The 24,784-nt window shown below is 67.5% G+C and carries 26 protein-coding genes and 1 pseudogene; 8 read left to right on the top strand and 19 right to left on the bottom strand.

The window, feature by feature from the left end; all coding sequences use genetic code 11:
* Positions 1–1,232, bottom strand: a pseudogene (locus tag AC2EBU_RS14355) (nucleoside recognition domain-containing protein).
* A 153-nt stretch (positions 1,233–1,385) separates the two neighbouring features.
* Positions 1,386–1,958 carry a winged helix-turn-helix transcriptional regulator gene (locus tag AC2EBU_RS14360; protein ID WP_484611119.1) on the bottom strand — a complete coding sequence of 191 codons (573 nt, stop codon included), beginning with the start codon at positions 1,956–1,958 and terminating at the stop codon, positions 1,386–1,388.
* 74 nt (positions 1,959–2,032) lie between these two features.
* On the opposite strand from AC2EBU_RS14360, the gene AC2EBU_RS14365 reads away from it, so the two are divergent.
* Complete coding sequence (locus AC2EBU_RS14365) at positions 2,033–4,387, top strand: molybdopterin-dependent oxidoreductase (protein ID WP_484611120.1); 2,355 nt, start codon at positions 2,033–2,035, stop codon at positions 4,385–4,387.
* A 104-nt stretch (positions 4,388–4,491) separates the two neighbouring features.
* On the opposite strand, the gene AC2EBU_RS14370 is transcribed toward AC2EBU_RS14365, so the two are convergent.
* Together AC2EBU_RS14370 and AC2EBU_RS14375 are read right to left on the bottom strand one after the other, a co-directional pair.
* Positions 4,492–4,818: a thioredoxin family protein gene (locus tag AC2EBU_RS14370; protein WP_484611121.1), complete on the bottom strand. Its 327-nt coding sequence runs from the start codon at positions 4,816–4,818 to the stop codon at positions 4,492–4,494.
* A gap of 67 nt (positions 4,819–4,885) precedes the next feature.
* On the bottom strand, positions 4,886–5,797 hold the full coding sequence (locus tag AC2EBU_RS14375; protein WP_484611122.1) for a LysR family transcriptional regulator ArgP: 912 nt from the start codon (positions 5,795–5,797) through the stop codon (positions 4,886–4,888).
* 73 nt (positions 5,798–5,870) lie between these two features.
* Between AC2EBU_RS14375 and AC2EBU_RS14380 the strand changes: the two genes are divergently transcribed.
* Positions 5,871–6,512 carry a LysE/ArgO family amino acid transporter gene (locus AC2EBU_RS14380; protein ID WP_484611123.1) on the top strand — a complete coding sequence of 214 codons (642 nt, stop codon included), beginning with the start codon at positions 5,871–5,873 and terminating at the stop codon, positions 6,510–6,512.
* Between the two features lie 596 nt (positions 6,513–7,108).
* On the opposite strand, the gene AC2EBU_RS14385 is transcribed toward AC2EBU_RS14380, so the two are convergent.
* Together AC2EBU_RS14385 and AC2EBU_RS14390 are read right to left on the bottom strand one after the other, a co-directional pair.
* Positions 7,109–7,282 carry a hypothetical protein gene (locus AC2EBU_RS14385; RefSeq protein ID WP_484611124.1) on the bottom strand — a complete coding sequence of 58 codons (174 nt, stop codon included), beginning with the start codon at positions 7,280–7,282 and terminating at the stop codon, positions 7,109–7,111.
* 54 nt (positions 7,283–7,336) lie between these two features.
* Entirely contained in the window at positions 7,337–8,050 is a 714-nt protein-coding gene (locus AC2EBU_RS14390) for a Crp/Fnr family transcriptional regulator (protein WP_484611125.1), read from the bottom strand.
* Between the two features lie 127 nt (positions 8,051–8,177).
* Between AC2EBU_RS14390 and AC2EBU_RS14395 the strand changes: the two genes are divergently transcribed.
* From AC2EBU_RS14395 to AC2EBU_RS14405, 3 genes are read left to right on the top strand one after another with little or no spacing between them, the layout of a single operon-like run.
* Positions 8,178–9,146: a tripartite tricarboxylate transporter substrate-binding protein gene (locus tag AC2EBU_RS14395; RefSeq protein ID WP_484611126.1), complete on the top strand. Its 969-nt coding sequence runs from the start codon at positions 8,178–8,180 to the stop codon at positions 9,144–9,146.
* 37 nt (positions 9,147–9,183) lie between these two features.
* On the top strand, positions 9,184–10,752 hold the full coding sequence (locus tag AC2EBU_RS14400; RefSeq protein ID WP_484611193.1) for a sulfatase-like hydrolase/transferase: 1,569 nt from the start codon (positions 9,184–9,186) through the stop codon (positions 10,750–10,752).
* 12 nt (positions 10,753–10,764) lie between these two features.
* Positions 10,765–12,195, top strand: a complete 1,431-nt coding sequence (locus AC2EBU_RS14405; RefSeq protein ID WP_484611127.1) for a sulfatase family protein — start codon at positions 10,765–10,767, stop codon at positions 12,193–12,195.
* 118 nt (positions 12,196–12,313) lie between these two features.
* Here the strand turns inward: AC2EBU_RS14405 and AC2EBU_RS14410 are convergent, their stop codons facing one another.
* Positions 12,314–12,481, bottom strand: a complete 168-nt coding sequence (locus tag AC2EBU_RS14410) for a hypothetical protein (protein WP_484611128.1) — start codon at positions 12,479–12,481, stop codon at positions 12,314–12,316.
* A gap of 426 nt (positions 12,482–12,907) precedes the next feature.
* Here AC2EBU_RS14410 and AC2EBU_RS14415 point away from each other — a divergent pair, with 426 nt between their 5' ends.
* Together AC2EBU_RS14415 and AC2EBU_RS14420 are read left to right on the top strand one after the other, a co-directional pair.
* A complete protein-coding gene (locus AC2EBU_RS14415; protein WP_484611129.1) occupies positions 12,908–13,390 on the top strand; it encodes a DUF456 domain-containing protein in 483 nt (160 codons plus the stop codon).
* A gap of 97 nt (positions 13,391–13,487) precedes the next feature.
* Positions 13,488–14,342, top strand: coding sequence for a mechanosensitive ion channel family protein (locus tag AC2EBU_RS14420; RefSeq protein WP_484611130.1), 855 nt, complete (start codon positions 13,488–13,490; stop codon positions 14,340–14,342).
* A 37-nt stretch (positions 14,343–14,379) separates the two neighbouring features.
* Here the strand turns inward: AC2EBU_RS14420 and AC2EBU_RS14425 are convergent, their stop codons facing one another.
* Both AC2EBU_RS14425 and AC2EBU_RS14430 read right to left on the bottom strand, forming a co-directional pair.
* Complete coding sequence (locus AC2EBU_RS14425; protein WP_484611131.1) at positions 14,380–15,225, bottom strand: metallophosphoesterase family protein; 846 nt, start codon at positions 15,223–15,225, stop codon at positions 14,380–14,382.
* Positions 15,222–16,256, bottom strand: coding sequence for a diacylglycerol/lipid kinase family protein (locus AC2EBU_RS14430; protein WP_484611132.1), 1,035 nt, complete (start codon positions 16,254–16,256; stop codon positions 15,222–15,224). The genes AC2EBU_RS14425 and AC2EBU_RS14430 overlap by 4 nt, the downstream gene beginning before the upstream one ends.
* Before the next feature lie 358 nt (positions 16,257–16,614).
* On the opposite strand from AC2EBU_RS14430, the gene AC2EBU_RS14435 reads away from it, so the two are divergent.
* Positions 16,615–17,205, top strand: coding sequence for an exopolysaccharide biosynthesis protein (locus tag AC2EBU_RS14435; RefSeq protein WP_484611133.1), 591 nt, complete (start codon positions 16,615–16,617; stop codon positions 17,203–17,205).
* 70 nt (positions 17,206–17,275) lie between these two features.
* Here the strand turns inward: AC2EBU_RS14435 and AC2EBU_RS14440 are convergent, their stop codons facing one another.
* The 10 genes from AC2EBU_RS14440 to hpaD form a co-directional block, all read right to left on the bottom strand.
* Entirely contained in the window at positions 17,276–17,791 is a 516-nt protein-coding gene (locus AC2EBU_RS14440; RefSeq protein WP_484611134.1) for a YqhA family protein, read from the bottom strand.
* A gap of 192 nt (positions 17,792–17,983) precedes the next feature.
* Positions 17,984–18,889, bottom strand: a complete 906-nt coding sequence (locus AC2EBU_RS14445) for a DMT family transporter (RefSeq protein ID WP_484611135.1) — start codon at positions 18,887–18,889, stop codon at positions 17,984–17,986.
* 22 nt (positions 18,890–18,911) lie between these two features.
* Positions 18,912–19,349, bottom strand: coding sequence for a type II toxin-antitoxin system VapC family toxin (locus AC2EBU_RS14450; RefSeq protein ID WP_484611136.1), 438 nt, complete (start codon positions 19,347–19,349; stop codon positions 18,912–18,914).
* Positions 19,346–19,681 carry a FitA-like ribbon-helix-helix domain-containing protein gene (locus AC2EBU_RS14455; protein ID WP_484611137.1) on the bottom strand — a complete coding sequence of 112 codons (336 nt, stop codon included), beginning with the start codon at positions 19,679–19,681 and terminating at the stop codon, positions 19,346–19,348. Before AC2EBU_RS14455 ends, AC2EBU_RS14450 begins: the two co-directional genes overlap by 4 nt.
* Positions 19,682–19,765: 84 nt before the next feature.
* Positions 19,766–20,746, bottom strand: a complete 981-nt coding sequence (locus AC2EBU_RS14460; RefSeq protein ID WP_484611138.1) for a 2-dehydropantoate 2-reductase — start codon at positions 20,744–20,746, stop codon at positions 19,766–19,768.
* Positions 20,747–20,785: 39 nt separating this feature from the next.
* The gene (locus AC2EBU_RS14465) at positions 20,786–21,586 is read right to left on the bottom strand and encodes a class II aldolase/adducin family protein (RefSeq protein ID WP_484611139.1); all 801 of its coding nucleotides are present in this window, start codon (positions 21,584–21,586) and stop codon (positions 20,786–20,788) included.
* Between the two features lie 20 nt (positions 21,587–21,606).
* On the bottom strand, positions 21,607–22,437 hold the full coding sequence (locus AC2EBU_RS14470) for an aldolase/citrate lyase family protein (protein WP_484611140.1): 831 nt from the start codon (positions 22,435–22,437) through the stop codon (positions 21,607–21,609).
* Between the two features lie 15 nt (positions 22,438–22,452).
* Positions 22,453–23,268, bottom strand: coding sequence for a 2-oxo-hept-4-ene-1,7-dioate hydratase (hpaH, locus tag AC2EBU_RS14475; protein ID WP_484611141.1), 816 nt, complete (start codon positions 23,266–23,268; stop codon positions 22,453–22,455).
* A 144-nt stretch (positions 23,269–23,412) separates the two neighbouring features.
* Positions 23,413–23,841: a 5-carboxymethyl-2-hydroxymuconate isomerase gene (locus tag AC2EBU_RS14480; RefSeq protein ID WP_484611142.1), complete on the bottom strand. Its 429-nt coding sequence runs from the start codon at positions 23,839–23,841 to the stop codon at positions 23,413–23,415.
* A 7-nt stretch (positions 23,842–23,848) separates the two neighbouring features.
* On the bottom strand, positions 23,849–24,775 hold the full coding sequence (hpaD, locus tag AC2EBU_RS14485; protein ID WP_484611143.1) for a 3,4-dihydroxyphenylacetate 2,3-dioxygenase: 927 nt from the start codon (positions 24,773–24,775) through the stop codon (positions 23,849–23,851).
* Between the last annotated feature and the right edge of the window lie 9 nt (positions 24,776–24,784).

Consider the following 24,784-nt stretch of genomic DNA (forward strand, 5'->3'; position numbering starts at 1 on the left):
TCAGCGGTAGAACCCGTAGGCCACGCCGATCGCCGCCACGATGCCCACCGCGTCGGCGAACAGCGCGCAGCCCAGCGCGTGGCGCGTGTCCTTCACGCCCACGCTACCGAAGTACACCGCCAGCACGTAGAAGGTGGTTTCGGTCGAGCCCTGGATGATGGCCGCCAGCCGGGCCGGGAACGAGTCGATGCTGTGGGTCTGCATCACGTCCACCATCAGCGCGCGCGCCCGAGCCCGAGAGAATCTTCATCAGCCCCACCGGCATCGCCGGCAGGAAGTCGGTGTTCCAGCCCAGCGCAGTCACGCCCGCGCCGATGGCGCCCATCACGGCGTCCATGCAGCCGGCCGCGCGGAACACGCCGATGGCCACCAGCATCGCCACCAGGTAGGGAATGATGGCGACCGCCACCCCGAAACCCTCCTTCGCGCCCTCGACGAACACCTCGTACACCGGCACCCGCCAGCAGGAACACCAGCAACAGCGTGACGATCACCAGGCTGCCGGTCAGCCCCACCGCGCGCGCGGCCACCTCGGGCGGCAGCCGGCCCAGGCCCCACAGCACCGCGCCGATGCCGGCGATTGAGGCCGCCAGCGGCATCAGCAACTGCGCGCGCCAGATCGGCAGGCGCTGCACCACGGCCACCGCCAGCAGGGCCGCCAGCAGCGAGATCGCCGTGGCCAGCAGCGTCGGCAGGAAGATGTCCGCCGCGTTGAAGCCCGCCCGCCCCTGCCTGACCGCCATCGCCTGCCGGATTGCGATCACCGAGGTCGGAATCAGCGTCAGCCCGGCGGTGTTGAGCACGATGGACAAAATCTGCGCGTCGGTGGCGCGCTCGGGGCTCGGGTTGAGCGTCTGCAGCTCCTGCATGGCTTTGAGGCCGAGCGGCGTGGCCGCGTTGTCCAGCCCCAGCAGGTTGGCCGAGACATTCATCACCATCGCGCCCTGCGCCGGGTGGCCGGGCGGCACGCCGGGAAACAGATGCCGCAGCGCCGGCGCCGCCCCGCGCGCCAGCGCCTGCACCAGGCCCGCGCGCTCGCCCACGCGCAGAATGCCCAGCCACAGCGCCATCACGCCGACCAGCCCGATCGAGATGTCGAAACCGGTGCGCGCCGCGTCGAACACCGCCGCCAGCAACTTGGGGAACACCTCCATGTCCCCCATCGCCAGCCGGCCCAGCGCCACCGCGAACGCACTGACGAAGAAGCCCAGCCAGATCAGGTTCAGCAGTATGGGGTCATCATAGTGGGGCGGGTTCGTGCCGGCCGCAAGGGGGGTGATCACTCCTGAAAAGATAGCTGCTGGTGGCTGGTTGGCGCTGGGAACAGGTTGATTCGGCCCTGAAAACGGCGCTCCAGGGGCCTTTTGCGCCGGCTCCCGGGGCGCTCAGACGGCCGCAGGCGGCTTCGGGCGGCGGGGTTCCCGGGCGGGGTCCTGGGTGGCGCGGCGCGCTCGCCGGGGCGTGCGGGCGCGCTCGGCGTCGGCGAACGCGGCGCGCTCGCGCAAGGCCTGCTCGGTGGGCACGACCCGGGCGGAGCGCGCCTGCACCGGCTCGCCGCATTCGGCGCAGCGCAACTCGACCCGCAGCGCATGGCCGTGGCCGCGGTGCTCCAGCGCCAGGGGTGTGCTGTCGCCGGACCAGGGGCCGGCCCAGCGTTCGCCCCATTGGCGCAGCGTCACCAGCACCGGCCACAGGTCCAGGCCCTTCTCGGTGAGCCTGTACTCACTTTGCGTCGACGCCGCATCGGGCGTCACGCGCACGATCACATCCTGCGCCACCAGCTGCGCCAGGCGCAGGGCCAGCGAACGCGGCGACATGCCGGTGTGCAGCCGCAGGCCTTCGAAGCGCCGGTTGCCCAGGAACAACTCGCGCAGCACCACAAAGGTCCAGGCGTCCGCCAGCTGCGCGGCTGCGCGCGACACGGGGCACGCCCGGTCGGCCAGCTCACTGCGTTTCATCGTGATCCCGCTTGCGCATTGCCATATAAAAAGTATAGTCCACATTCTGTTTCGTCGAAATCCGGAGAAAGCGCATGCACAGCCCGACCCCCGACAGCCCGTCCGCCACCGCACCCCAGGCCGACGCCGACGACGGCGCGCACCGCCACGCCCCCTGGCAGCACACCGCCTGCATCCTGTGCGAGAACAACTGCGGCCTGGAGGTGGAGCTGGGCGGCGAGGGCGGCCGCCACCTGGTGCGGGTTCGCGGCGACGACGCCCACCCCGCCTCGCGCGGCTACGCCTGCGAAAAAGCCTCGCGCATGGACTACTACCAGAACGGCCCGCAGCGCCTGACCCGCCCGATGCGCCGCCGCCCCGACGGCAGCTTCGAGGCCATCAGCTGGGACACCGCGCTGCGCGAGGTCACGCAGCGCGCGATGGCGCTGGCCGGCCGCCACGGCGGAGCCAGCCTGCTGTATTACGGTGGCGGCGGCCAGGGCAACCACCTGCCGGGCCTGTACAGCCGCGCGATGCGGGCGGCGCTGGGCATGCGCTACCAGAGCAGCGCCATCGCCCAGGAAAAAACCGGCGCCTTCTACGTGGCCGGCTGCATGCTCGGCGGCGTGGCGCGGGCCGACTTCGAACACGCCGAGGTGGCGCTGCTGATCGGCAAGAACCCCTGGCATTCGCACGGCATCCCCAAAGCGCGGGTCACGCTGCGCGAGATCGCGCGCGACCCGGCGCGCACCCTGATCGTCATCGACCCGCGCCGCAGCGAGACGGCGGACATCGCCGACATCCACCTCGCGGTGCGTCCCGGCGCCGACGCCTTCCTGCTGGCCGCGCTGATCGGCACCGTGGTGCAGGAAGGCCTGCTCGCCGATGCCTGGCTGCAGGCCCATGCCGACGGCGCCGCCGAGGTGACCGCCCTGTTCGCCCATCTGGACGTGGCGGCGCACGCGCGCAAAGCCGGCATCGACGAAGCGGTGGTGCGCGACGTGGCGCGCCGCATCGCCCGCGCACGCAGCGTGGCCAGCTTTGAAGACCTGGGCGTGCAGATGAACCGGCACAGCACGCTGGTGTCCTACCTGCACCTGCTGCTGGTGCTGCTGACCGGCCACTTCGGCAAGCCGGGCACGCTGTACCGCCCCACCGCGCTGGTGCCTATCGTCGGCACGGCCTCTGGCCCGGGCAGCTACAAGCGCACACCGGTCACCGGCGCGCCCATCATCGGCGGGCTGATGCCGTGCAACAGCATCCCCGAGGAAATCCTCACCGACCATCCGCAGCGCTTTCGCGGCCTGTGGGTGGAGTCGGCCAACCCGGCGCATTCGCTGGCCGACGGGCCGCGCATGCGCGAGGCCCTGGCCGCACTCGACCTGCTGGTGGTGGTCGATGTGGCCATGACCGAAACCGCGCGCCTGGCGCACTACGTGCTGCCGGTGGCCAGCCAGCTGGAAAAGGCCGAGGCCACCTTCTTCAATTTCGAGTTTCCGCACAACGTGTTCCACCTGCGCCGCGCCTTGCTGCCGCCGCAGAACGGCCTGTTCTCCGAGGCCGAGCTGCACGCCCGCCTGCTGGAGACCGCCGGCGTGCTGCCGGCCGACGCCGTGGCGGCGTTGCGCACCGCCTGGCAGGCCGGCCGCCCGGCCTTCCGCCGTGCGTTTGCCGAGCTGGCCGCCGCCGCACCGCAGGTGCTGGCCCTGTTGCCGGTGCTGCTGTACCGCGCCATCGGTGACCTGCTGCCGCCCGGCCTGGCCGAGGGCGCGGGCCTGTGGGGCGTGTGCCAGCTGGCCGTGAAGCACCAGCGCGAGTCGATCCGCCGGGCCGGCATCGGCCTGGAGGCCCAAGACAGCGCCGAACTGGCCGACGCGCTGTTCGACGCCATCCTGGCCGCGCCTTCGGGCCGGGTGTTTTCGGTGGACGACTGGGACGAATCCTTGCGCCGTGTGTCCACGCCCAACGGCCGCATCCAGCTGGCGCTGCGGGAGTTCTATGACGAAATCCTTGCGCTGGCGGCCGAGCCCGCGCCGCAGCCGCCGGCGGAATTTCCCTTCGTGCTCTCGGCCGGCGAGCGCCGCAGCTACACCGCCAACACCATCGTCCGCAACCCCGACTGGCGCCGCAAGGACCGCGCCGGCGCCTTGGCGCTGAACCCCGCCGACGCGGCCCGCCTGGGCCTGGCGGACGGCGACCGCGCGCGTCTGGTCACCCGCAGCGGGCAGGCCGAGGTCACGGTGGCGCTGAGCGATCGCATGAGGCCCGGCCACGTGTCGCTGCCCAATGGCCAGGGCGTGGACTTTCCCGGTGCCGACGGCGAGGCCGCCCTCACCGGCACCGCGCCGAACGAACTCACGCACCTGGACGACCGCGACGCCTTTGCCGGCACGCCGTGGCACAAATGGGTGCCGGCGCGCATCGAGGCGGTGGCGCCTGCAGAGTCCTGAAAAGAGAGCAAACAATCACCATTCCACGCTGGGTAATGGCACTTTTGACTCAAAAAGCGTCGCCACACCGCCGGCGCACCGGTCCGGGGCTGATCGGGGGCTGATCAGGCGCCGTTCAGGGCGTCGGCAAGGTCGGCGGTTTGCCTGGGGCGCACCACGCGGGCCACTTCCTGCCCGTCTTTCAGCAGCACCAGCGTGGGCCAGAGCTTGACGCGGTAGCTGCGCCCCAGCGGCTGACCCGGCCCGTCCTCCACCCGCAGGTGCTGCCACTGCGGGTGTTGCGCCAGCGCCTCGGCCACCGCGGGCTGGGCGGCGCGGCAATGACCGCACCAGGTGGTGCCGAACTCCAGCACGGTCAGGCCGGGCAGCGCGTCCACGTCGGCGCGCGTCGGCGCCTCGATGGCGCTCAGGTAGGGTTTGAAGGCGGTCATGCCCGGATTGTGTCGCGCCCGCCGGGCCGCGTGCTGCGAAGCGGCGGCTGGCGGCCCGGCAAGACCGTCACGGCACCGCCACCAGCCCGGCGGCGGCCGCGCGCGCCACCGCGTCAGACAGGGCGCGCAGCCCGGTCGAGGCCAGCCGGGCCTGGTGCCAGTACAGGGGAACGTCCAGCGGCGTGCCGGGCAGCAGCGCCACCAGTTCACCCCGGGCCAGGTGCGGCTCCACCAGGGCCAGCGGGTGCAAGGCCCAGCCCATGCCGGCCAGGGATGCCGCCACAAACGCGTGTGACGACGGCAGGGTGTGGCCGGGCAGGGGAACGGGCGCGCCCACGGTGCGTTGCACCCAGCGCTGCTGCAGGGTGTCTTTGGCGTTGAAGACCAGGCTGGGCGCGGCGGCCAGGCGGGCGGCGGACACCCCGTCGGCAAAATGCCGCGCGACAAAGGCCGGACTGGCCGCGGCGATGTAGCGCATCGCACCGAGCGCGCGGCTGCTGCAGCCGGCCGCGGGCTGGGCCTGGGCGGTGACGGCGGCCAGCACCGTGCCCTGACGCAGCCAGTCGGCGGTGTGGCCCTCGTCATCCACCGCCAGCTGCACCAGCACCGGTGCGCTGGCGGCAAACGCGGTGACGGCCGGCAGGAACCAGGTGGCCAGGCTGTCGGCGTTCACCGCCACCGGCAGGGTGACGCGCCGCGCGCCGGTCGGGTCGTCCACCGGCGTGGCGGCGGGCAGCGCCTCTCGCAGCTCACCCTCCAGCAGGCGCACCTGGTCGGCGTGCTGGCACAGGCGGCGTCCGGCCTCGGTCGGCACGCAGGGCTGGCCGCGCACCACCAGCGCGCAGCCCACCCGTTCTTCCAGCAGCCGCACCCGCTGCGACACGGCCGACGGCGTGACGTGCAGCGCCCGCGCGGCGCGCTCGAAACTGCCTTCACGCACCACGGCGGCCAGCGCAAACAGTGAGGGGTAGTCCAGCATGGATGAAGTGTTGCTAAGGTGCGTTTAGGAAATGTAGCTTGGCTTCACCCGCCAGACCCGGCAAGCTGGCGCCATGAGTGTTGAAAGCACGGTTGGCGCCCCGGTGTTCACCCAAGGCTTCGCCCTGGGGCTGGGCCTGATCGTGGCCATCGGTGCGCAGAACGCCTTTGTGCTGCGCCAGGGCCTGCGGCGCGAGCATGTGGGCGCGGTGGTGGCGTTCTGTGCGCTGATGGATGCGGCGCTGATCACCGCCGGCGTCTTCGGCATGGCCCGCGCCTTGGGCGAGCGCCCGCAACTGGCGCGCGCGCTGGCGCTGGCGGGCGCGGTGTTCCTCGCCTGGTACGGCTGGAAAGCCTTGCAGCGCATGCGCCAAGCCGGCAGTCTGCAGGCCGCCACGGGCGGCGAGGCCTTGAGCCGCCGCGCCGCGCTGGCCCAGGCCGCCGCCTTCACGCTGCTGAACCCGCATGTCTACCTGGACACCGTGCTGCTGGTGGGCGGCCTGGGCGCGCAGCAGCCGGCGCCGCTGCAAGCCTGGTTTGCCGCCGGCGCCAGCACCGCCAGCGTGGTTTGGTTCAGCCTGCTGGGCGTGGGCGCGCGCTGGCTGGCACCGTGGTTTGCCCGGCCCACCGCCTGGCGTGTGCTGGACGGCTTGATCGGGGTGACGATGGCCGTGCTGGCACTGCTGATGGTGCGCCATGCGTGGGGTGGGATCTGACGACTTGCCCAACCCGACGGGGGACTGGCCGCGGACGTTCTCGGCCGCGCAACGGACCTTTCCCTTCGCCCTGGGCGGGGAGCCGTTGCTGGCCTTCAGCAACGTCCAGACATTTGATGCCTTGCCGGCGAAGAACTGCAGGCAGGCGGGGCGTTGGATTCCGGTTGATGCAGGATGGGTATTGACGGTGGGCGCGTTGGGTTGTCGAAACGAATGCTTCCGCTTTGATAGCTGACTGTGACCGGACGACGCTGGGAAACCGGGTATTTTGTTGAAAAACCGGGGGCATCTGACTTGCGTGGGGGGGCGACGGTCCGGATTCGACCAGATTGCGGTGAGCCACGGCATTGATCCGATGGGCCGCGACGCAACAGGCGCTGACGGCCGCGAACACCCGCTTCCGGGAAGCACAACGGTCGTTCACCACGTCCTGGATCACGCCGTTGACTGTGCAGACGTGTAAGTGCTCGGGGTCCTGCAGGCTTGAATCTGGCCGTGGACGGTGATGACGCCGCGGTCTGTCACGGCCCACGTCCGCTTTGTCGCCCGCGATCTTCTTGTCATCGGGCGTGTGTCCCACGGACTGCAGCACCCGGTCACCGGTTTGCGGCGCGGGCGAAGTCGCCCTCCTGCGCTGGCGCCAAGGTCCCTTCGATGCCTTCGGGGGTGGCCTGGGCACGCACGGTCCGGGTCTTGAGCATGATGGTGTCGAAGCGAATGGCGTTCATCATCTGCCAGCGCTTGACCAGGTCGCAATCGGCGCCTGGCACCAGACGGCAATGAGGCAACGCCAACGCCGGACACAGCCTGTCGCGATGGCTGGTTCAGCCGGCCTTTTCAACCAGCGTCCGCCAATTCAACACCTCGATCCAGCCGCGACCGAGTGCCAACACACCATCGCCCGCCAGTGCTTTGAGTGCAATGGAAGCTTTGGGACGGCTGATGCCGCAGCTGGCCGCCAACTGCTCGTGCGTGGCAACAACAACCGTACGCCCGTCGGAGCGTTTGGGCACATCAGCGGCCATGCGCGCCAGGCCGGCGCACAGCCGGGGATGCACACCTCTCGCAGCCCAGCTGCGCTCGCGTGCTTGCACCTCCCGCAGGCGCTGCCCAAGAAAGCGCACCAGCATCAAGAGCAAGCCCTGATCATTCAACAGGCAGGTTTCAATGTCTTGCAGCGGCAGCCATTGAATGACGCTGGGCTCCCCGACCAGCAAGTCGCTTCCGCTGGGAAGCTGGTTGAACAAATAAGACAGGAAAGCCATTTCGCCGGCGCGAAAAGAGATCGGTACGATTTGGCCGCCCTGGGCGCCCGGCACGTGCACCACGGCATCCAGCCGTCCGCTCACCACGTAAGGCAACTGCGCGACACGATCCCCCGCTTTGAACAAGCTCACCCCCACCTCGAAGCGGCGCAGCGGTCGGGTCTCCAGGGCCATCGGTTGCGCAAGGGCGCTCGCGAACCTGCGACCCAGGCGACGGCTTTGCAGAAGTTCTGCGGAAAAGCGATCGCCGGAGGCCAGGTGACTAGGGGTCATCCCTCATTGTTACCGAAGTAACTGAAACCGGCTCAAGTCCGGCGCAGTATCGGCTCATTCACCCATGGGCCTCAAAGCGCTTGCGCCCATGTCGAATGCTGATCGCAGTTTCCTCAAAAGGATCCCCATGTTGACTCGCCGCCACTGCCTGACCTACCTCGGAACCGGCGCTTGCGCAGGCTTCGGGCCCAGCCTCGTCTTCGCGCAAGGCAAGCCCTTGAAAATCCTGGTGGGCTACCCTGCCGGGGGCGCTGTGGATGTGGTGGCTCGCCAGGTCGGTGAAGAGCTGCGCGCCGCAGGCTACAACGCCATCGTCGAAAACCGCACGGGCGCCGCCGGGCAGCTCGCGACCGAGGCGATGCTGGCCGCACCAGCCGACGGCAGCACGATTGTGATGATGCCGGGGGGCAATGCCACGATTTTTCCGCATGTCTATCCCAAGCTGCGCTATGCCTTGAGCGATCTCGCGCCGCTCGCGGGTGTTTGCTCTTTCCAGTTTGGTTTGGGCGTCGGGCCGGGCACGCCCGCCAGGACGCTCAAGGAGTTTGTGGATTGGGCCAAGGCCAACCCCGGGAAAGCCAGCTACGGCACGCCAGGCGCCGGCACCGCCATGCACTTCATGGGCGTGATGTTCGGGCGCAAGGCCGGCATTGACCTTCAACATGTGCCGTATCGCGGTGGGGCAGCCGCAATGACGGATGTGCTGGGCGGGACGATTCCCGCTCTCGCCACCACGTTGCCCAACCTCGTGACGCATCACAAGTCCGGCAAACTTCGCATTCTTGCCTTCAGCGGCGACAAGCCCTTGCCCGGCTTGCCAGGGGTGCCCACCTTCAAAGAACAGGGCTACCCGGAATTGCAGCTCACGGAGGTGTTTGCGCTTTTTGCATCGAGCAAAGCACCGGCGGCTGTCCAACTGGAACTGGAGAAGGCGATTGTGGCTGCGGCGCGCAGCCCGCGCCTGGTGGCCGCCATTGAAAAGCTGGAGTTTGATTCCGACGTCAGGTCTTCTGCTGATCTGGCTCGCCATCTCAAAGAGGATTTTGAGCGCTGGGGGCCCGTCATCAAAGCCACGGGATACACCGCTGAAAACTGATGCGCCCCTATCCCACGAAACCCGGTCTTGCCCTTTGATGCGACCCAACATTTTGCTGATCATGAGCGATCAGCACCGCGCTGATTGCTTCGGATTCGAGGGGCGTCGGGTACGGACGCCGCATCTTGATCTGCTCGCCCGGCAAGGCACGCGGTTCACCAATTGCATCACGCCCAATGTGGTGTGCATGCCCGCACGAAGCGCCATCTTGACCGGTATGCTGCCGCTCACCAGCGGGGTACACGACAACGGCATCGACCTTGACGAATCCATCGCGGCGGGAGGCTTTGCAGGGTCCCTTCGCAAAGCGGGCTACGACACGCGGTTCATTGGCAAGGCGCATTTTTCGAGCAATCACTCCTACGCAAACCGACCCACCGGCCGCTGCGAGAACATTCCCAGTTCGCATCTGTTTGCCGACGACTGGAAAGGCCCTTACATGGGCTTTGAGCAGGTCGAGTTGATGCAGCTGGGGCATAACTACTGGCTTCCCGAGGCCAGCCCGGGTGGCCTGCACTACGAGCGCTGGTATCACAGGGATGGCTTGGGTGCGTTGAAAAACGCCCTTTACAGCCAGCGACTTGACCCCCAGACGACCGCTGCCCAAACGCACAACAGCGCCCTGCCCACGGCGTGGCACAACAGCACGTGGGTGGGGGACCGCACGGTCGAGTACATCGCGGCGCAAGGGCGGCGCCAGCGAGAAGCGGCCGGTGCCCAGGCGAACGCGCAACCGTTTTGCGCCTGGGTGTCGATGGCCGACCCGCATCATCCGTTTGATGCGCCTGCGCCCTGGTGCTGGATGCATCGCCCGGAGGAGGTCGATCTTCCGGTGCACCGCAGCCGGGATCTGGACAAGCGCCCGTGGTGGCACAAAGCAGCGTTGGAAAACACACCCGGTGGCACACCGGAAAGCCGAAAAGTGCGTGAGGAGTATTCACGCATGCCGCAGCAAACCGATGCTCAGCTGCGTGAAATCATCGCCAACTACTACGGCATGATTTCTCTGGTGGACCACCAGGTGGGGCGTATGTTGGCGGCGCTGGAGGATGCTGGACTGGCTGACAACACGCTGGTCGTGTTCACCTCTGACCACGGGGAGTTGCTGGGCGATCATGGCCTCATGCTCAAGGGCCCGATGCATTACGAAGGGCTGCTACGAGTCGGGTTGATCATGCGTGGCCCCGATATCGCCGCAGATCGAAAGAACGATGAGCCTGTCTCCACGCTTGATCTGGCCGCCACCTTTGGCGACTATGCCTCGACGCCTGTTCCCTCTGCCCGACATGGCAAAAGCCTGCGCCCGCTGCTCACGCGTGCGGGCGATGCAACGCGCGACCACGCTTACAACGAATGGCGCCTCGGGCCATCACGTTGTGGCGTGGCCTTGGACTTGCGCACGGTGCGCACCCGCAGCGCCAAGCTCACCTTTGAGCTTGGCAGCGGCGCGGGCGAGATGTATGACCTGCACAACGATCCCCACGAATGCATCAATCGCTTTGACGATCCCAACCATCGTGGCTTGCGCGACGAGTTGATGCAGCGGCTCATGGGTCGTCCTGACGATATTCGCAAGCCCTTGCCTGAGCCAGTGGGTCCCGCCTAACGTCATCACATCATGACTTGTAATACTCTGATTCTTCTTACAGACGAGCAAGACGCGCACGCCCTGGGCTGCGCTGGCCACCCCTTCGTCAGGACACCCCATCTGGACGCACTCGCTGCGCGTGGCACGCGATTCACCCAAGCCCTCACACCTTCGCCCATCTGCGTACCCGCACGGGCCGCATTGGCAACGGGGCGCTGGGTGCATGACATCGCTTATTGGGATAACGCCATGGGCTACGACGGGCGGATAGCCGGTTGGGGGCATGCACTGCAGGCTGCTGGCCACTGCGTCGCGTCGATCGGGAAACTGCACTATGTCAATGCCGCTGCACCCACCGGCTTTTCCGAGCAGCATGCCCCCCTGCATCTGGCCGACGGCATTGGCCAAGTCTGGGGCTCGGTGCGCAACCCGTTGCCCGACGCGCCGCGCCCCTCGCGCCTGTTCACCGAGCTCGGCGCTGGAGAATCGAGCTACAACCGATACGACATGCAATCGGCAGAGCATGCAGCGCAGTGGCTGCACGACAAAGCGGCCGAAAAAGATACCGTCCCGTGGACCTTGTTCGTCGGTTTCGTTGCACCGCATTTTCCCTTGGTCGTGCCCCAGCGCTATCTCGATGCAATCGATCGCGAAGCCATCGCGTGCCCCAGGCTTCATCCCATCAACGGCTACCAGCGTCACCCCTGGGTGCAGCGGCATGCGGATTTTTCAAATGCAGACGATGAATTGGGCACGCCTGAGCGCCGCCGCTTGGCATTGGCTTGCTACTACGCGTTGACAGGCTTCATTGACGAGCAAATCGGCAAGGTGCTGACCGCATTGAAGCAGACGGGCTTGCAAGAATCCACCCGAGTGATCATGAGCAGCGACCATGGCGACAACCAGGGTGTGCGAGGGATGTGGAACAAATCGACCCTCTACCGGGAAGCCACCCATATCCCCTTGATCCTGGCTGGGCCGGGCATACCGTCAGGCAAAGTCTGCGCGACCCACACCAACCTGATCGACATCGCCCCGACCGTGCTCGACAACGCAAACCTGCCCGCTGACCCCACGCTACCGGGCCGCTCGCTTGTGGCGATCGCCAATGAGGAAGATGACCCCCAACGGATCGGCTTCAGTGAATACCATGCCGTCGGCTCCCCGAGCGCCGCCTATCTGGTGCGACAAGGCCCGTGGGCCTATCACCACTATGTAGGCTACGAGCCGGAATTGTTTGACATGGCATCTGATCCAGGCCAGAGCGTGGATCTCGCTGCGCATGACAGCGCCCGGCCGATCCGCGACCACATGCAAGCGCTTTTGAACCAGATGCTCGACCCCGTGGCCACCGACCAGCGCGCCAAGGCCGATCAAGACGCACTGGTCGCCCGATTCGGCGGCCGGGAAGCGGCCTTGGGCAAAGGTCCTGCTGGGGCCAGCCCAGTCCCGTCGCGCTGACACACCCATGCGAATGTGAACGGGTGTCCATGGCAACCGTGTGCACACTCGACGACACCTTTCGAGTCTCGGGAATGAGCGCGTACCAGCCACACCCGGCGTGGCGCCGCCGGGCCCGTCAATCGCCGGGACGTTCGTCGCCGGGGGGTTTGCGTACCACGAAAAATTCGCAGGCGTGGTGGTGGCCAAAGGAGCGGTGCATCTCGGGCTCCTGCGCCAGCTGATCCAGGATCACCTCGGCTTCGCCGGCGTGCTGCAGGCGTAGGGTGGCAATGCGCTGCTCCACACCGCGTCGGTAAGGCCAGGTAGCCGCCCGGGCGCAGCAGCCCGAAGCAAACCGCCAGGGCCGGTGCCCGGCCCCTGCCGCGGCAGGCCTTCGTACAGCGTGAAGAAAAGCTCCCGGAACCGCGGCGATGGCGTCGTCATCGGGCCTCCTGATAAGTCCTGATTGTGTAGCATCAAATGACCTTTTTATGCTGGGTATTGGCCTGTTTGGTGTCAAATCGTGTCGTGGCAAGGGTTTCGGTTCGTCTGGTGGCCGCCACAGCGGTGCTGGGCGCGTACCCGCACCCGGTACACGCCGGATCGGGCCTACGGGGTGAGCAGGCACTTCGACTGTCCCCCTCTTGATGGCGGGTTTCGGGCCTTGAAGAACGGCACGGAGGCTTCACCTGTCTGGGGGCCAGATGAGTTTTGATCTTGAAAGCAGGCCATGGAAATGATCTTGTTGTGGGGTTTGTGCATCGCCCTGATTCTTTTGGGGTTGGCGGGCACGGTGCTGCCCGTGCTACCGGGCACCTTGCTGGTCTGGGCGGGCATCGTGTTGGGCGCCTGGATTGACGACTTTGCCCGGGTCAGCGTCACCACCGTGGTGTTCATCAGCGTGCTGGGGGTGCTGGCTTGGGGCCTGGACTATGCCGCCGGGCTGCTGGGCGCGAAAAAGGCCGGTGCCAGCAAACTGGCCCTGCTGGGCGCTGCGGTGGGCACGGTGCTGGGACTCTTTATGGGCCTGGTGGGTGTGCTGTTCATGCCTCTGGTGGGCGCTGCTCTGGGTGAGTATCTGGCGCGCAAGGACGAAACCCGTGCGGTCAAGGTCGGCTTTGCGACCTGGGTTGGCATCATGCTGGGGCTGCTTGCCAAAGTGGTGCTCGCCTTCATCATGGTGGGAGTGTTTGCCGCGGCTTTGCTGTTCTGACCCCAAGCGCCCTGCCCGAACCGCCTTCGGGCGAGACCGATTTCCGATTTCCGGCTTTCGCCATCCCCCAATGGCTCGACCCCTCTGAAGGTGCCCCATGTCCTTGTTTGAACGCCTGGCCGCCCTGATTCCCGGGCAGTGGGAAAAGGTCATTGTCACGGCCTTGCTGGTTGGCATGGCCTTGCTTGCGTCGCACCTGTGGGCGCGCTATCTCTCGCGCGGCTCGATTTCGGCGGAGAAGCGCCGCCTCCACCTGGTCTGGGCGCGCAACATCATCTGGTTTGCGGCGCTGCTGGTCATTGTGTCAGTCTGGGCTTCCACGATCGCGGGTTTCGCGCTGTCTGTCGCGGCGGTGGCGGGCGCGCTGCTGATCGTCAGCAAGGAGCTCGTCATGTGCGTTCACGGCTACCTGTATGTGACCCTGGTGCAGCCCTTCAAGATAGGCGACGTGATCGAGTTCAACCATTTGCACGGCCGTGTGGTCGATATCGACATGTTTGCCACCACGCTGGTGGAGCTTGACAAGGCCGGCCAGCGTACCGGAAAAGTGGCCGAATTTCCCAACGGGCTGTTGCTCACCCACCCGCTGATCAATGCGTCTCCCAACGGCGCCTACGTGCTGCACGCCATTCAGATTCCCATCCCTGAACGCCTCTCGCATGACCTGGACCACATCGAGGCCGCGGCTCTGGCTGCTGCCGACCGCGCGACCGCCGTCTGGAGCGAAGAGGCAATGAACCATTTTCGCAAGGCCTCTGAAGAGAACTTCATAGCACTCCCCTCGGGGAAAACCAAAGTGTCGTGGGATTTTTCAGACCCTGAACACCTGGTGCTGGTAGTCCGTGTGGCCTGTCCGGTCGGGCAGCGCGCCAAAGTGGAACAGGCGGTTTTTAGAGACACCTGGCGCGCCTTGTCGCCCGCAAACCAGGCGGTCGCGCAGGAAGGCCAGTGAAGGCGCGGCTGTTGCGCGGGCCGGCCGTCATGGCGGATCAACGGAGTCGGGTGGCACGTTCCGGCTGCAAGGCCGTGACCTGTCTGCGTTCAAACGCCTGCTGACGCTCGGAAAAGTCCCACCGCTCGATCAGGCAGCATTTGCCTGGCAGGGGCCCGCCGGGCGGGTCGGCGTCCAGCGTGGCCGCCGTATCGCCCCATCGCAGCAGGTTGACCGAGTTGGGCACCCCGGGGCGTGTGCGCGCGGAGACGGCGGTGCCCGCTTGCACCACCCACAGCCGCCGCGCCAGGCCCTGCAGTGGCAGCGTGTAGGGCAGGTGGATGTGGCCGCCCAGCACCAGGTCGGCCCCGGCCTGTGCCCAGGCCCGGGCGGCCCGCGCATGGCCACGCAGCAGGTTGGACGCTTCGCCCGCCTCGGGTACTGCCAGCGGCTGGTGTACCACCACCACGCGCAGTTGCTGCGGCCCGGCTGCGGCCAGCAGGCTGGCCACCCGGGCAACTTGCGCCTCCGATACCTCCCCCTGAGTGTGACGCCGCGCACGGGTGGTGTTCACCCCCACGATGAGCCAGTCGGGCGAGATCGCGACGGGCTCCAGATCGGCTCCGAAGACCCGGGCGAAACGCGCATAGGGGCGGGTCAGCCGTGCCCACAGGTCGAACAGCGCAATGTCGTGGTTGCCCGGGATGGCGAGAACAGGCGCACCCAGTTGGTCCACAAAGGCCTTGGCTGCGCGGAACTGCGCGGGCCGCGCGCGTTGTGTGATGTCGCCCGACAGCACCACTCCATCGGGGCGCTGCTGCGCCGCCAGGGCCAGCAAGGCCTCGACCACTTGCGGCCGCTCGGTGCCAAAGTGGGTGTCGGACAGGTGCAGCAGCACACTCATGCGACCTCCCCTGGCGCGCCGGCCATGGGGTCGTCGTCAGAAGCCTGGAGCAGGTACAAAGGCCTGTCGAGCACACGGATGTCGATCGGTGAGCGCATGCGGGCCACTTCGCCGTCGAACGCCACCACCACCACTTTGCGTCCGGGTGCCAGCCTGGGCCGCACCACCATGTGGTGGAACTCGAAGCTTTCCACCCCGGCGGCCTCCCCCAGCCGGCCCATGGCACCATGCAGCATGAGCCGGATCATGGCCAGGGTCCCGATGGGCCGCAACATCAGCGCGGCCATGCTGCCGTGGCCCGGTGTGCCGGCCAGGGTGTCGGCGGGCTCGGCACCCACCTGCTCCAGTTGCAGGCGGTTGTTGCCCACAAAAAGCGTCAAGGTTTGCACGTCGCGTGTTGTGTTTCCCGTTTCGATGTGCAGCCGCAACCGACGCTGGGCGCGCAGCAAGGTGGCTGCGGCGGCCACAAAGGCCACCCAGCGGCTTCGACCAAACCGGGCCTTGAAGGCCTCGCGGTCTTGCAGCAACTCGGGGTAAACGCCCAGGCTGGCGTTGACCAGGAACATTCTGTCGTTGATCGCGGCCACCTGAACCGGGCCGGGATGGGCAGTCAGCAGCAGCCGTGCAGCGGCGGCCGGGTCGGTGGGAATGCCGTGTGTGCGAGCAAAGTAGTTGAAGGTGCCGTACGGAATCACTCCCATCGCACAACCGGCCGCGTGGGCGGCCTGGGCCACGGTGCTGAGGCTCCCATCGCCGCCCACCGCCACCACGGCGGAGCCGCGTGCCATCGCCCTGGCGGCTGCTTCGGTGGCTACCCGCGGAAGATCCGCGGGCCCGCAAATCAGCAGCTCGCCACGACGCCCCCCGGCTGAAAGGGCCGATTCGATCACGGCGCATTTGGCCTCGATGTCCTGGGCTCCCGAGGATGCGTTGACAACGAACAGCAGTGTCGCCGCGGGGTCAAAGCGCGGACCCGGCGCGACGGCCTGCGGCGAGCTGCTTTGCGTGGGGATGCGAAGGCTGAAGGCCATCGGTCGTGCTCCAACTGGTCGTCGAAAGTGGTGCGGTCGCCATCCCGGCCCTCGGGTTCGGCGTGGTTTCCCGGCACGGTCCAGCGCCACCGGCGCGGCCGGGGGCAGCGCATTGGATGGAACCGCCCGATTGCCGCGATCATGAGGGTGTTCGGGTAAAGCGGGGGCAACGGTTCAGCTAATTCCGGTGGCCGAAGCCTGAATAAGCGTCCATTTCAGAATTGTTTGACAATCCTGGTTCGCAGGGTTTGCATCATTGCTTGAAATGAGGGGTCGCAGGTTGCCTCAATCTCCGTCAGAAAAATTGATCCGAAACGCTCGCGGTCCGGCAGAAGCGAGGATCAGGCGTCGATCTTCGGTGGACCGGATTGCGGCGGCTCACCTGGCTGCGATGGGCGACACGGTGGCCGATACCGTCGGTCTGGGGGCCCGGCAGCGGCTGGTCTGGCTGGGTTTGCTGGCCATGCCGCTGCTGTTTCCGATTGCTTTGCCCGGCATGGCCTCGGGGGTGGGCACTTTGTGTCTGCTGGTGGCGCTCGGACTGTGCCTGGGTCAATCAATCCCTTTGCCCGGGTGGCTTGCCAGGCGCGAGCTGAGTGCCCGCGTCAAGGGCCTGCTGGCCAGCATGCTCCATCGCGCGGTTCGCATCATTGCCCGCCTGGGACGGCCCCGCATGCTGGCCTTGAGCAACCAGCCGGCCCGCTTCTTCAACGGGCTGATGCTGGGCACTTCCGGGCTCGCCATGGTGGTCCCTGTCCCGATGATCACATTTGACAACGTGTTGCCCGCCATGGCCATTGTTCTGATCGCCTGGGGCCTGCGGCTGCGCGACGGCCTGATGCTGCTGGCGGGCTACGGGGTTGCCATCGCCGCGGTGGCCTCGGTCACGCTGCTTTGGTGGGGTGGCGCCCTGGCGGCCGGCAACCTGTTGGCCTGGGCCACAAACTGATTGCAACCCCCCGCCCCGGGCTGTCAGACCGGGGCTTTGCCAGGGCAGGGCGCGCCAGTGCTGTGGTGCCCTAGTGCTCTCGGGTCATCCGCTCGGCAAAAGAGATGCCCATCGCGGACAGCACGAAGGTGAAGTGGATGACGGCCACCAGGGTCACGGTCTGAATGCTTGGCAGGCTCAGGTCGCTGCTCAGATAGGTTTTGAGCGCATGGACGCCCGAAATGGAAATGATGGCAAAAGCCAGTTTCAGTTTGAGGTTGTAGGTGTTGACATGGTCCAGCCAGTCCGGCTTTTTCATCTCGGTCTTGTCAAAGTGCCCGGTGGTGACGAACAGCGAAACTCCCGCCAGCGCCACCACCCACACCAACTGGGCCACCATCGTCATGTCCACCAATTCCAGGACCTTGATGATGAGTGCAATTTTCTCCAGGTCACCGAACAGCAAGGTTTGCATGAGCTTGTAGCTTTCGAGCAGGAACTTGCCCAGTATGCCGATGATGATCGCTACCAGCCCCACGTAGAAGAAGAGCATGGTGAACCGCATGCCGTACAGCAGGGCGCCTACCTTGGCGAGAACGTTTTCCATTTTGTTGGCGTCCGGAGTCAAAGAATTTGATAAATCGGTTGGTTGTAAAGCGGAATGACCCATTGATCCAAGACTAACACTGGTCAGTGAACCGCCTGTTGCAAGCGGCCGCTCAGGCGGTTGGGTCGGTCAGATCGACCCCATTTCGATGGCAGCACAAATCGTGCCCGCTCCCCTCGTGCCCGCCGCCCCTCACCGCCGCAGCATCCCCAGCCACACCACCGTCCCCACCACCACCAGCGCCCCGGCCACCTGCACCGGCGCAATGGACTGCCCCAGGATGGCCCAGGCCAGCAGCAGGGCGAAGACGGGCTCCACGTTCATGATGGCCGAGTTGCCCACCACGCCCAGCTTGGGCAGCACGGTGAACATGATGGTGAAGGCGGTGCCGTAGAGAAAGGTCAGCGCGCCCAGGCCCACCCAGCCCAGCGGCGCGGTGGGCAGGTGCGGGCCACCCTGTGCGGTGACGGCGGCCAGCGCCAGCAGGCCGACGATGCCCATGGTGGAGGCGGTGCGCACGCGGCCGTCCAGGTCGCTGGCCTCGTGCTGGGTGATCACCAGCGCCACACCGAAGGTGGCGGCGGCCGTCAGCGCAAAGGCCACACCGGCGCCGATGCGGCCCCATTGCCCGGCCGCGCCCAGGCCCGAGGCGGCGCCGAACACGTCCAGCGCCAGCGCCAGGCCCACCAGCATCACCGGCATGGCCAGCAGCACCGCGCGCTCGGGGCGGTGTCGGTAGAACAGGCGCGCCCACAGCGCGGTCCACAGCGGGTAGGTGTTGAAGGCCAGCAGGGCCAGCGCCACCGGCAGCCGCGCCACGGCCGAGTACAGGCACAGGCTCTGCACACCGATCAGCAGCCCGATGGCGGGCAAGGCTTTTTTGTGCCGTGCCGTCAGACGGATGGGCACGCGGTGCCACGCCACGATGGCGGCCACCACCAGCGCGGTGATGGCGCTGCGGAAGGTCACCGCCGTGGCCACGTCCACCCCGTGGTTGAAGGCCAGGCGCGCGGCCACGTGGTTGGCGCCCATCATCAGCGCGATGAGCAGCAGCGTGGCGAAGGCGGTGGCGGAGAGGGGGCGGGTGGGTGGGGTCATGCGGGCGGGCCGGGTGTGAGAATCAGGCCAGGCCCGAGAGATGGGTTTGCGCGGCGGCGGCCAGGCGCTCGTCGAAGGTGGCCAGCGGGCACATCAGGTCGGCCGCGAGCCAGAGGTAGGCGGCGTCGTAGGCGGAGAGCTGGTAGCGCTGGGCGAGGTCGAAGGCTTCGCCGATGTCGATGCGCAGCAGCTCGATGCCGAACTCCGAAAACTGGGCCAGGCCCTCGGCAGCGGCCACGGTGGCGCCGCGCCGGGCCTTCTTGAGCGCCACATTGCAGAACTCCGACTGCAGGATAAACGGGGCATACAGGCTGCGTCCGGCCAGCCGCTGGCGCGCCGCGTCTTGCCACGGTTCCTGAAACAGGATGCCCGCCAAGGCGCTGCAATCCACCACGATCGGGGGCCGTGGCAGGTATTTCGGGGGCGGCTCGGCGATGTAGAAACGCGGGGCGGTGCTCATCGCGAATCCCGGTCTTCACGAATGATGTCGATACTGGACAGCCCGGAGTCGATCGGCTCGGGGTACTTGGCCTTCAGCTCCGCCACCACCTGCTCCACCGTTTTCCAGCCCTGCCGCACGATGGGCCAGCCCCGTTTGTCATACCCGACGATGCGTGGCGCGCCAGGGTTGGCGGGGTCTGCAGGCGAAGTGGGCACGTCTGTTTCCTGCTTCACCGCCTGTTCGACCAGGGCCATCAACTCGCCCTGCAGCGAGCGGTGGTGGCGCGCGGCGCGCTGGCGCAGCGCTTCGGCCCAGGCTTCGGGCACGTCCTTGATGGAGAGGTTGGGCATGAGATGGCTCCAAAATGAATCCGTGGAGCCATTATGGAGCCGATCTGCAGGCTGATCAAGCGCGCTGCGGTCGCGCACCCGGGCTCAATACAAATCGTGCACCTGCGCATGCACCCGCGCCAGGCCCAGCAGCGCGTCGGTGAAGGGGGTGGGCACGCCCGTCTTCTGGCCCAGTTCGCGCACCACGGTGACCAGCGCGTCCAGCTCCACGGCCTTGCCGGCTTCCACGTCCTGCAGCATCGAGGTCTTGAACGCGCCCAGCTTGCGGGTGACGGCATGGCGGTCTTCGGGCTGCTGGTCGATCGGGATGCCGATGCGTGCGCCGATCTCCTTGGCCTCCAGCATCACCGCGCTGATGAAGCCGCGCACCAGCTCGTCGTTCATGATCAGGTCGGTGGTGGCGCCGGTGAAGGCGCTGATGGGGTTGACGGTCATGTTGCCCCAGAGCTTGAACCAGATGTCTTTCTGGATCTGCGGCGACACCGTGGCGGCAAAGCCGGCGCGCTGCAGCAACGCGGCCAGCGCCAACACACGCGGTGTCTCCTGCCCCGAGGGCTCGCCCACGATCAGCCCGTTGCCGAAGTGGTGGCGGATCACACCCGGCGCCTGCACCGAGCAGCTGGCGTGCACAACGCAGCCGATCACCTGGCGTGCCGGAATCGCCCGCCCGATGGCGCCGGTGGGGTCCACCGCCTGCAGCGTCGTGCCGGCCAGCGGGCCGCCAAAACCTTCAAAAAACCACCAGGGCACGCCGTTCATGGCCGTCAGCACGATGGTGTCGGGCCCGATCAGCGGGGCGATGTGGCGGGCGACGTCGGCCAGCGCCGGCGCTTTGACGGCGACGATGACCAGGTCCTGCGGGCCCAGCGCGGCCGGCTCGGCCACCGCGGTCACGGGTTGGGCCCTGCGGCCATCGGCTTCCACCAGTTGCAGTCCGTCCCGCTGCAGCGCGTCCAGTGTGGCGGTGCGCGCCACCACGCCCACGGTGCAGTCGACGCCCGCCAGCCTGGCCCCCAGCCAGCCTCCGATGGCGCCAGCGCCGTAAATCGCGACTTTTTGGATCATTTTTGGCCTTTACCCAGCGTCAGAAGGTGATGGTTTGCTCTATTTTTTGTAGCTGTCGTCCAGCCGGTCGACCTGCCGCACCAGCGCGTCGAACACGTCGCGGCCGGCGCCGTGGGCGGGGTTGAACTGCAGCGCGTCGCGCGTGCACTTGGCGGCGATGGCCTCGGGCACCGGGATGGCGGCGCCCATGCTCAGCGTGGCCAGCTGGATCTCGCAGGCGCGCTGCAGCGTCCAGAGGATGGCAAAGGCCTGCTCCAGCGTCTGGCCCCAGCTCAGCAGGCCATGGTTGCGCAGGATGATGGCCTGTTTGTTGCCCATGCTGGCCAGCACGCGCGGGCTTTCCTCGGCGTGGATGGTGATGCCCTCGAACGGGTGGTAGGCCACCATGTCGTGCAGCTGGGCGCTGTAGAAGTTGCTCTGGCTCAGGCCGCCGGCCAGCGAGGCCACAGCCACGCCGGCGGTGGTGTGGGTGTGCATGACGCAATGCGCGCCGTCGATGCCGCCGTGGATGGTGCTGTGCAGCGTGTAACCGGCCGGGTTGATCGGCCAGGGCGAGCCGTCCAGCACGTCGCCGGCGAGGTTGATCCTGACCAGGTTGCGCGCGGTGACCTCGGTGTAGTGCAGGCCGAAGGGGTTGATCAGGAACTGTTTTTCCGCGCCGCTCACGCTGTCGGGCAGGCGCAGCGTGATGTGGTTGTAGATCATTTCCGTCCAGCCCAGCATGGCAAAGACGCGGTAGGCGGCGGCCAGGCGCACGCGCGCGGCCCACTCGTCGGGGTGCATGCCGGCGGGGGCGGGTGCGGCGGGGCTGGAGAGGCTTGAGGGGCTGAGGGCATTCATGGCGTGCTCCGGGCAGGTTTTCAGTAGCTGTTGGCGCCGGCCGGGGCCGGCGGGGTGCGGTAGGTGGCCAGCAGCTGGCTGGCGCCCGCGGCCAGCAGCAGGGTGTCGGCGCCCACGGCGACGAAACGCGCGCCGGCGGCCAGCCATTTGCGCGCCTGCGACTCGCTGGTGGCCAGAATGCCGGGCGCCTTGCCGGCTTTGAGGATGCGGGCAATGCCGTCTTCGATGACGGCCTGCACCTCCGGATGTGCGGCGTTGCCCGGGTGGCCCATCGAGGCGCTCAGGTCCGCCGGGCCGATGAACACCCCGTCCACCCCGGGCGTGGCGGCGATGGCGTCCAGGTTCTGCATGGCCAGCACGGTTTCGGCCTGCACCAGCACACAGACCTGGTCGTTGGCCTCGTGCACGTAGCGCGGGTGCGCCTGCCAGCGCGAGGCGCGCGCCAGCGCGCTGCCCATGCCGCGGATGCCGGCAGGCGCGTAGCGGCTGGCCGCCACCACCAGCGCCGCCTGCTCGGGGGTGTCGATCATCGGCACCAGCAGGGTCTGGGCGCCGATGTCCAGGTACTGCTTGATCAGCGCCACACCCACGTCGCCGGTGCCCACCGGCACGCGCACGATGGGGTGGGAGCGCCGGTCGCCGAAGGCCTGCTGCGCGCTGGCCACGGCCTGCAGCTGCGTCAGCGTGGAGCGCACGTCGTTGGGCGCGTGTTCGCCGTCCAGCAGCAGCCAGTCGTAGCCGATGCCGGCCACGAGTTCGGTGCTGTAGGGGCTGGCCAGCGCCACCCACAGACCGAGCTGGGTCTGGCCGGCGGCCAGGGCGTGTTTGAAGGTGTTGACGGGGGTGTGCATGAGTGTCCTTTGCAATCAGACAAAACGGAACAACAGCCGGCCGAGCGGCCCGTAGTCGGCGTCAAAGGTGTCGCCGGCCTGCGCCGGCACCGGCCGCGTGAATGAACCCGCCAGCACGATCTGCCCGGCCAGCAGCGACTCGCCCCAGGGCGCGAGCTTGTTGGCCAGCCAGGCAATGCCGATGGCCGGGTGGCCCTGCACCCCGGCAGCGAGGCCCGTTTCTTCCACCACGCCGTTCTGGCGCAGGATGGCGCCGCACCAGGGCAGGTCGGTGGTGTGCGGATCGGCCTTCACCCCACCGACGACGATGCCGGCATTGGCCGCGTTGTCGCTGATGGTGTCGTAGACCTTGCGCATCACCTTGCTGTGGCGGTCGAACTGCTCGATGCGCGCGTCGATGATCTCGATGGCCGGCGTCACGTGGTCGGTGGCGGCCAGCACCTGCTCCACCGTCACGTCCGGGCCCTTCAAAGGCGCCTTGAGCACGAAGGCCAGCTCCACCTCCACCCGCGGCGCGATGAACCGCGTGGCGGGGATGTCCAGCACCTGGCCGGGTGTGCAGGTGTAGAGCATGTCGTCCAGCAGCGTGCCGTAATCGGGCTCGGTGATCTGGCTGGCCTGCTGCATGGCGCGCGAGGTCAGGCCGATCTTGTGGCCGATCACGGTGCGGCCTTCGGCGCGCTTGAGGTCCATCCAGGCGCGGCTGATGCGGTAGCCGTCTTCGATGGTCATGCCGGGGTAGCGTTTCGAGAAATGCTCCACCTGAGCGCGGGATTGTTCAGACTGGTGCAGCTCGGCAGCGAGCTGGCGGATCAGGGTGTCGTCAAACATAAGCAAATTTCTCGCGGTTGTGTGGCGCGCGTTGCTGTGATGGGCTGCCGGCCCAGGCCAGGGCCATCGCGGAGCCGGCTTTGCCGGGCCGCTGATGGCGCCCCCTTGAGGGGAAGGCACCCCAGGCGCTTCGGGGGTGTTTCCTCATTTCTTGAAGAGCGGATGCAGGTTGCTGTGTTTGGCGTCGAAGACTTCATGGCCTTCGTCGATCTGCAGCGTCACGCCGATGTGGCGGGCGTGGAACACCGGCTGGAAGTGCGCCTTGGTGGCCATCAGCAGCGCGTCGCCCACGCGCTTGTGTGTGGCGGGGCTGCGGCCCTGGGCCATGCGCAGGTTGAGGTACACGAAGGCATAGTCGCCGGTGCCGCCGGCCGCACGGCCCGCGGCGCCGCCGTCCGACACGGCGTAGTGCGGTGCGGGATAGGCCAGCACGCGGGTGCCGCCGGGCGGGAACACCGGCTGGCCGGCGTCGTCGTGTGCCGCCAGCATGGTGTCGGCCAGGCTGCGGCACAGCGCCGTCATGTCGGTCTCGGCGTCGAGGTTGGCGGTGTAGAGGATGACGAGGTGGGGCATGGCGCGTTCACAGGCGGGTGGCGACAGACGTGTACCCGTCGGCGCGCGAGGCCACCGGCGGCGGCACGGCGGCGCCCGTGACGGGCAGCACCGGGAACAGCGCGTTCATCTGGCCGGTGCCGCTGGCGCCGAAGTACGGGGTGATGATCTCGGCCGCGCCGGTGTATTCGCTCCAGCCCAGCACGCCCAGCATCATGGCGGTGTCGTGCATGAAGCCTTCGCCGTGGCCTTTGGCGGCGTACTCGGGCAGCATGTCGCAGAAGTCCTTCCACTCGCCCGCTTTCCACATGCGGATCACCTCCTGGTCCAGATGTTCCAGGAAAGGGCTCCAGATCCTGAAGGCGAACTCGGGCGCCAGGCCGTTCTGCGCGAACCGGTGGCTCAGGGAGCCGCTGGCCAGAAAGGCCACGGTGCCGTCGTAGTGGTCTTCCACCGCCCGGCGCATCGCCCAGCCCAGGCGCGCGCTGTCGTTCAGGTAGTGCGAGGTGCACAGCGCCGAGACCGACACCGCCTTGAAGTGCTGGTCTTCATTCATGTAGCGCATGGGCACCAGCGTGCCGTATTCCGGCTGCAGGGTCGTGGCGTGGTGCGCCAGCGTTTCCACGCCGTGTTCGTTGGCCACCTTGGCCAGCAGCTGGCCCAGCGCCGGGTTGCCCGGAATGGCGTAGGGCATGTTGCTGATGAAGTGCGGCAGCTCGTTGCTGGTGTAGGTGCCCTGCCAGTGCGGCGCGCAGTTCAGGTGGTAGGTGGCGTTGACCAGCCAGTGGGTGTCGAACACCACGATGGTGTCCACGCCCGCTTCGCGGCAGCGGCGCGCGATGGCCCGGTGGCCTTCAATGGCGTCCTGGCGCGTGCCTTTGCGCGGGCCGTCCAGCTCGCTGAGGTACATCGAGGGCACGTGGGTGATCTTGCCGACGAGGGCGACGGTTCCCATGGTCAGGCT

The sequence above is a fragment of the Curvibacter sp. T50 genome, assembly GCF_057219955.1.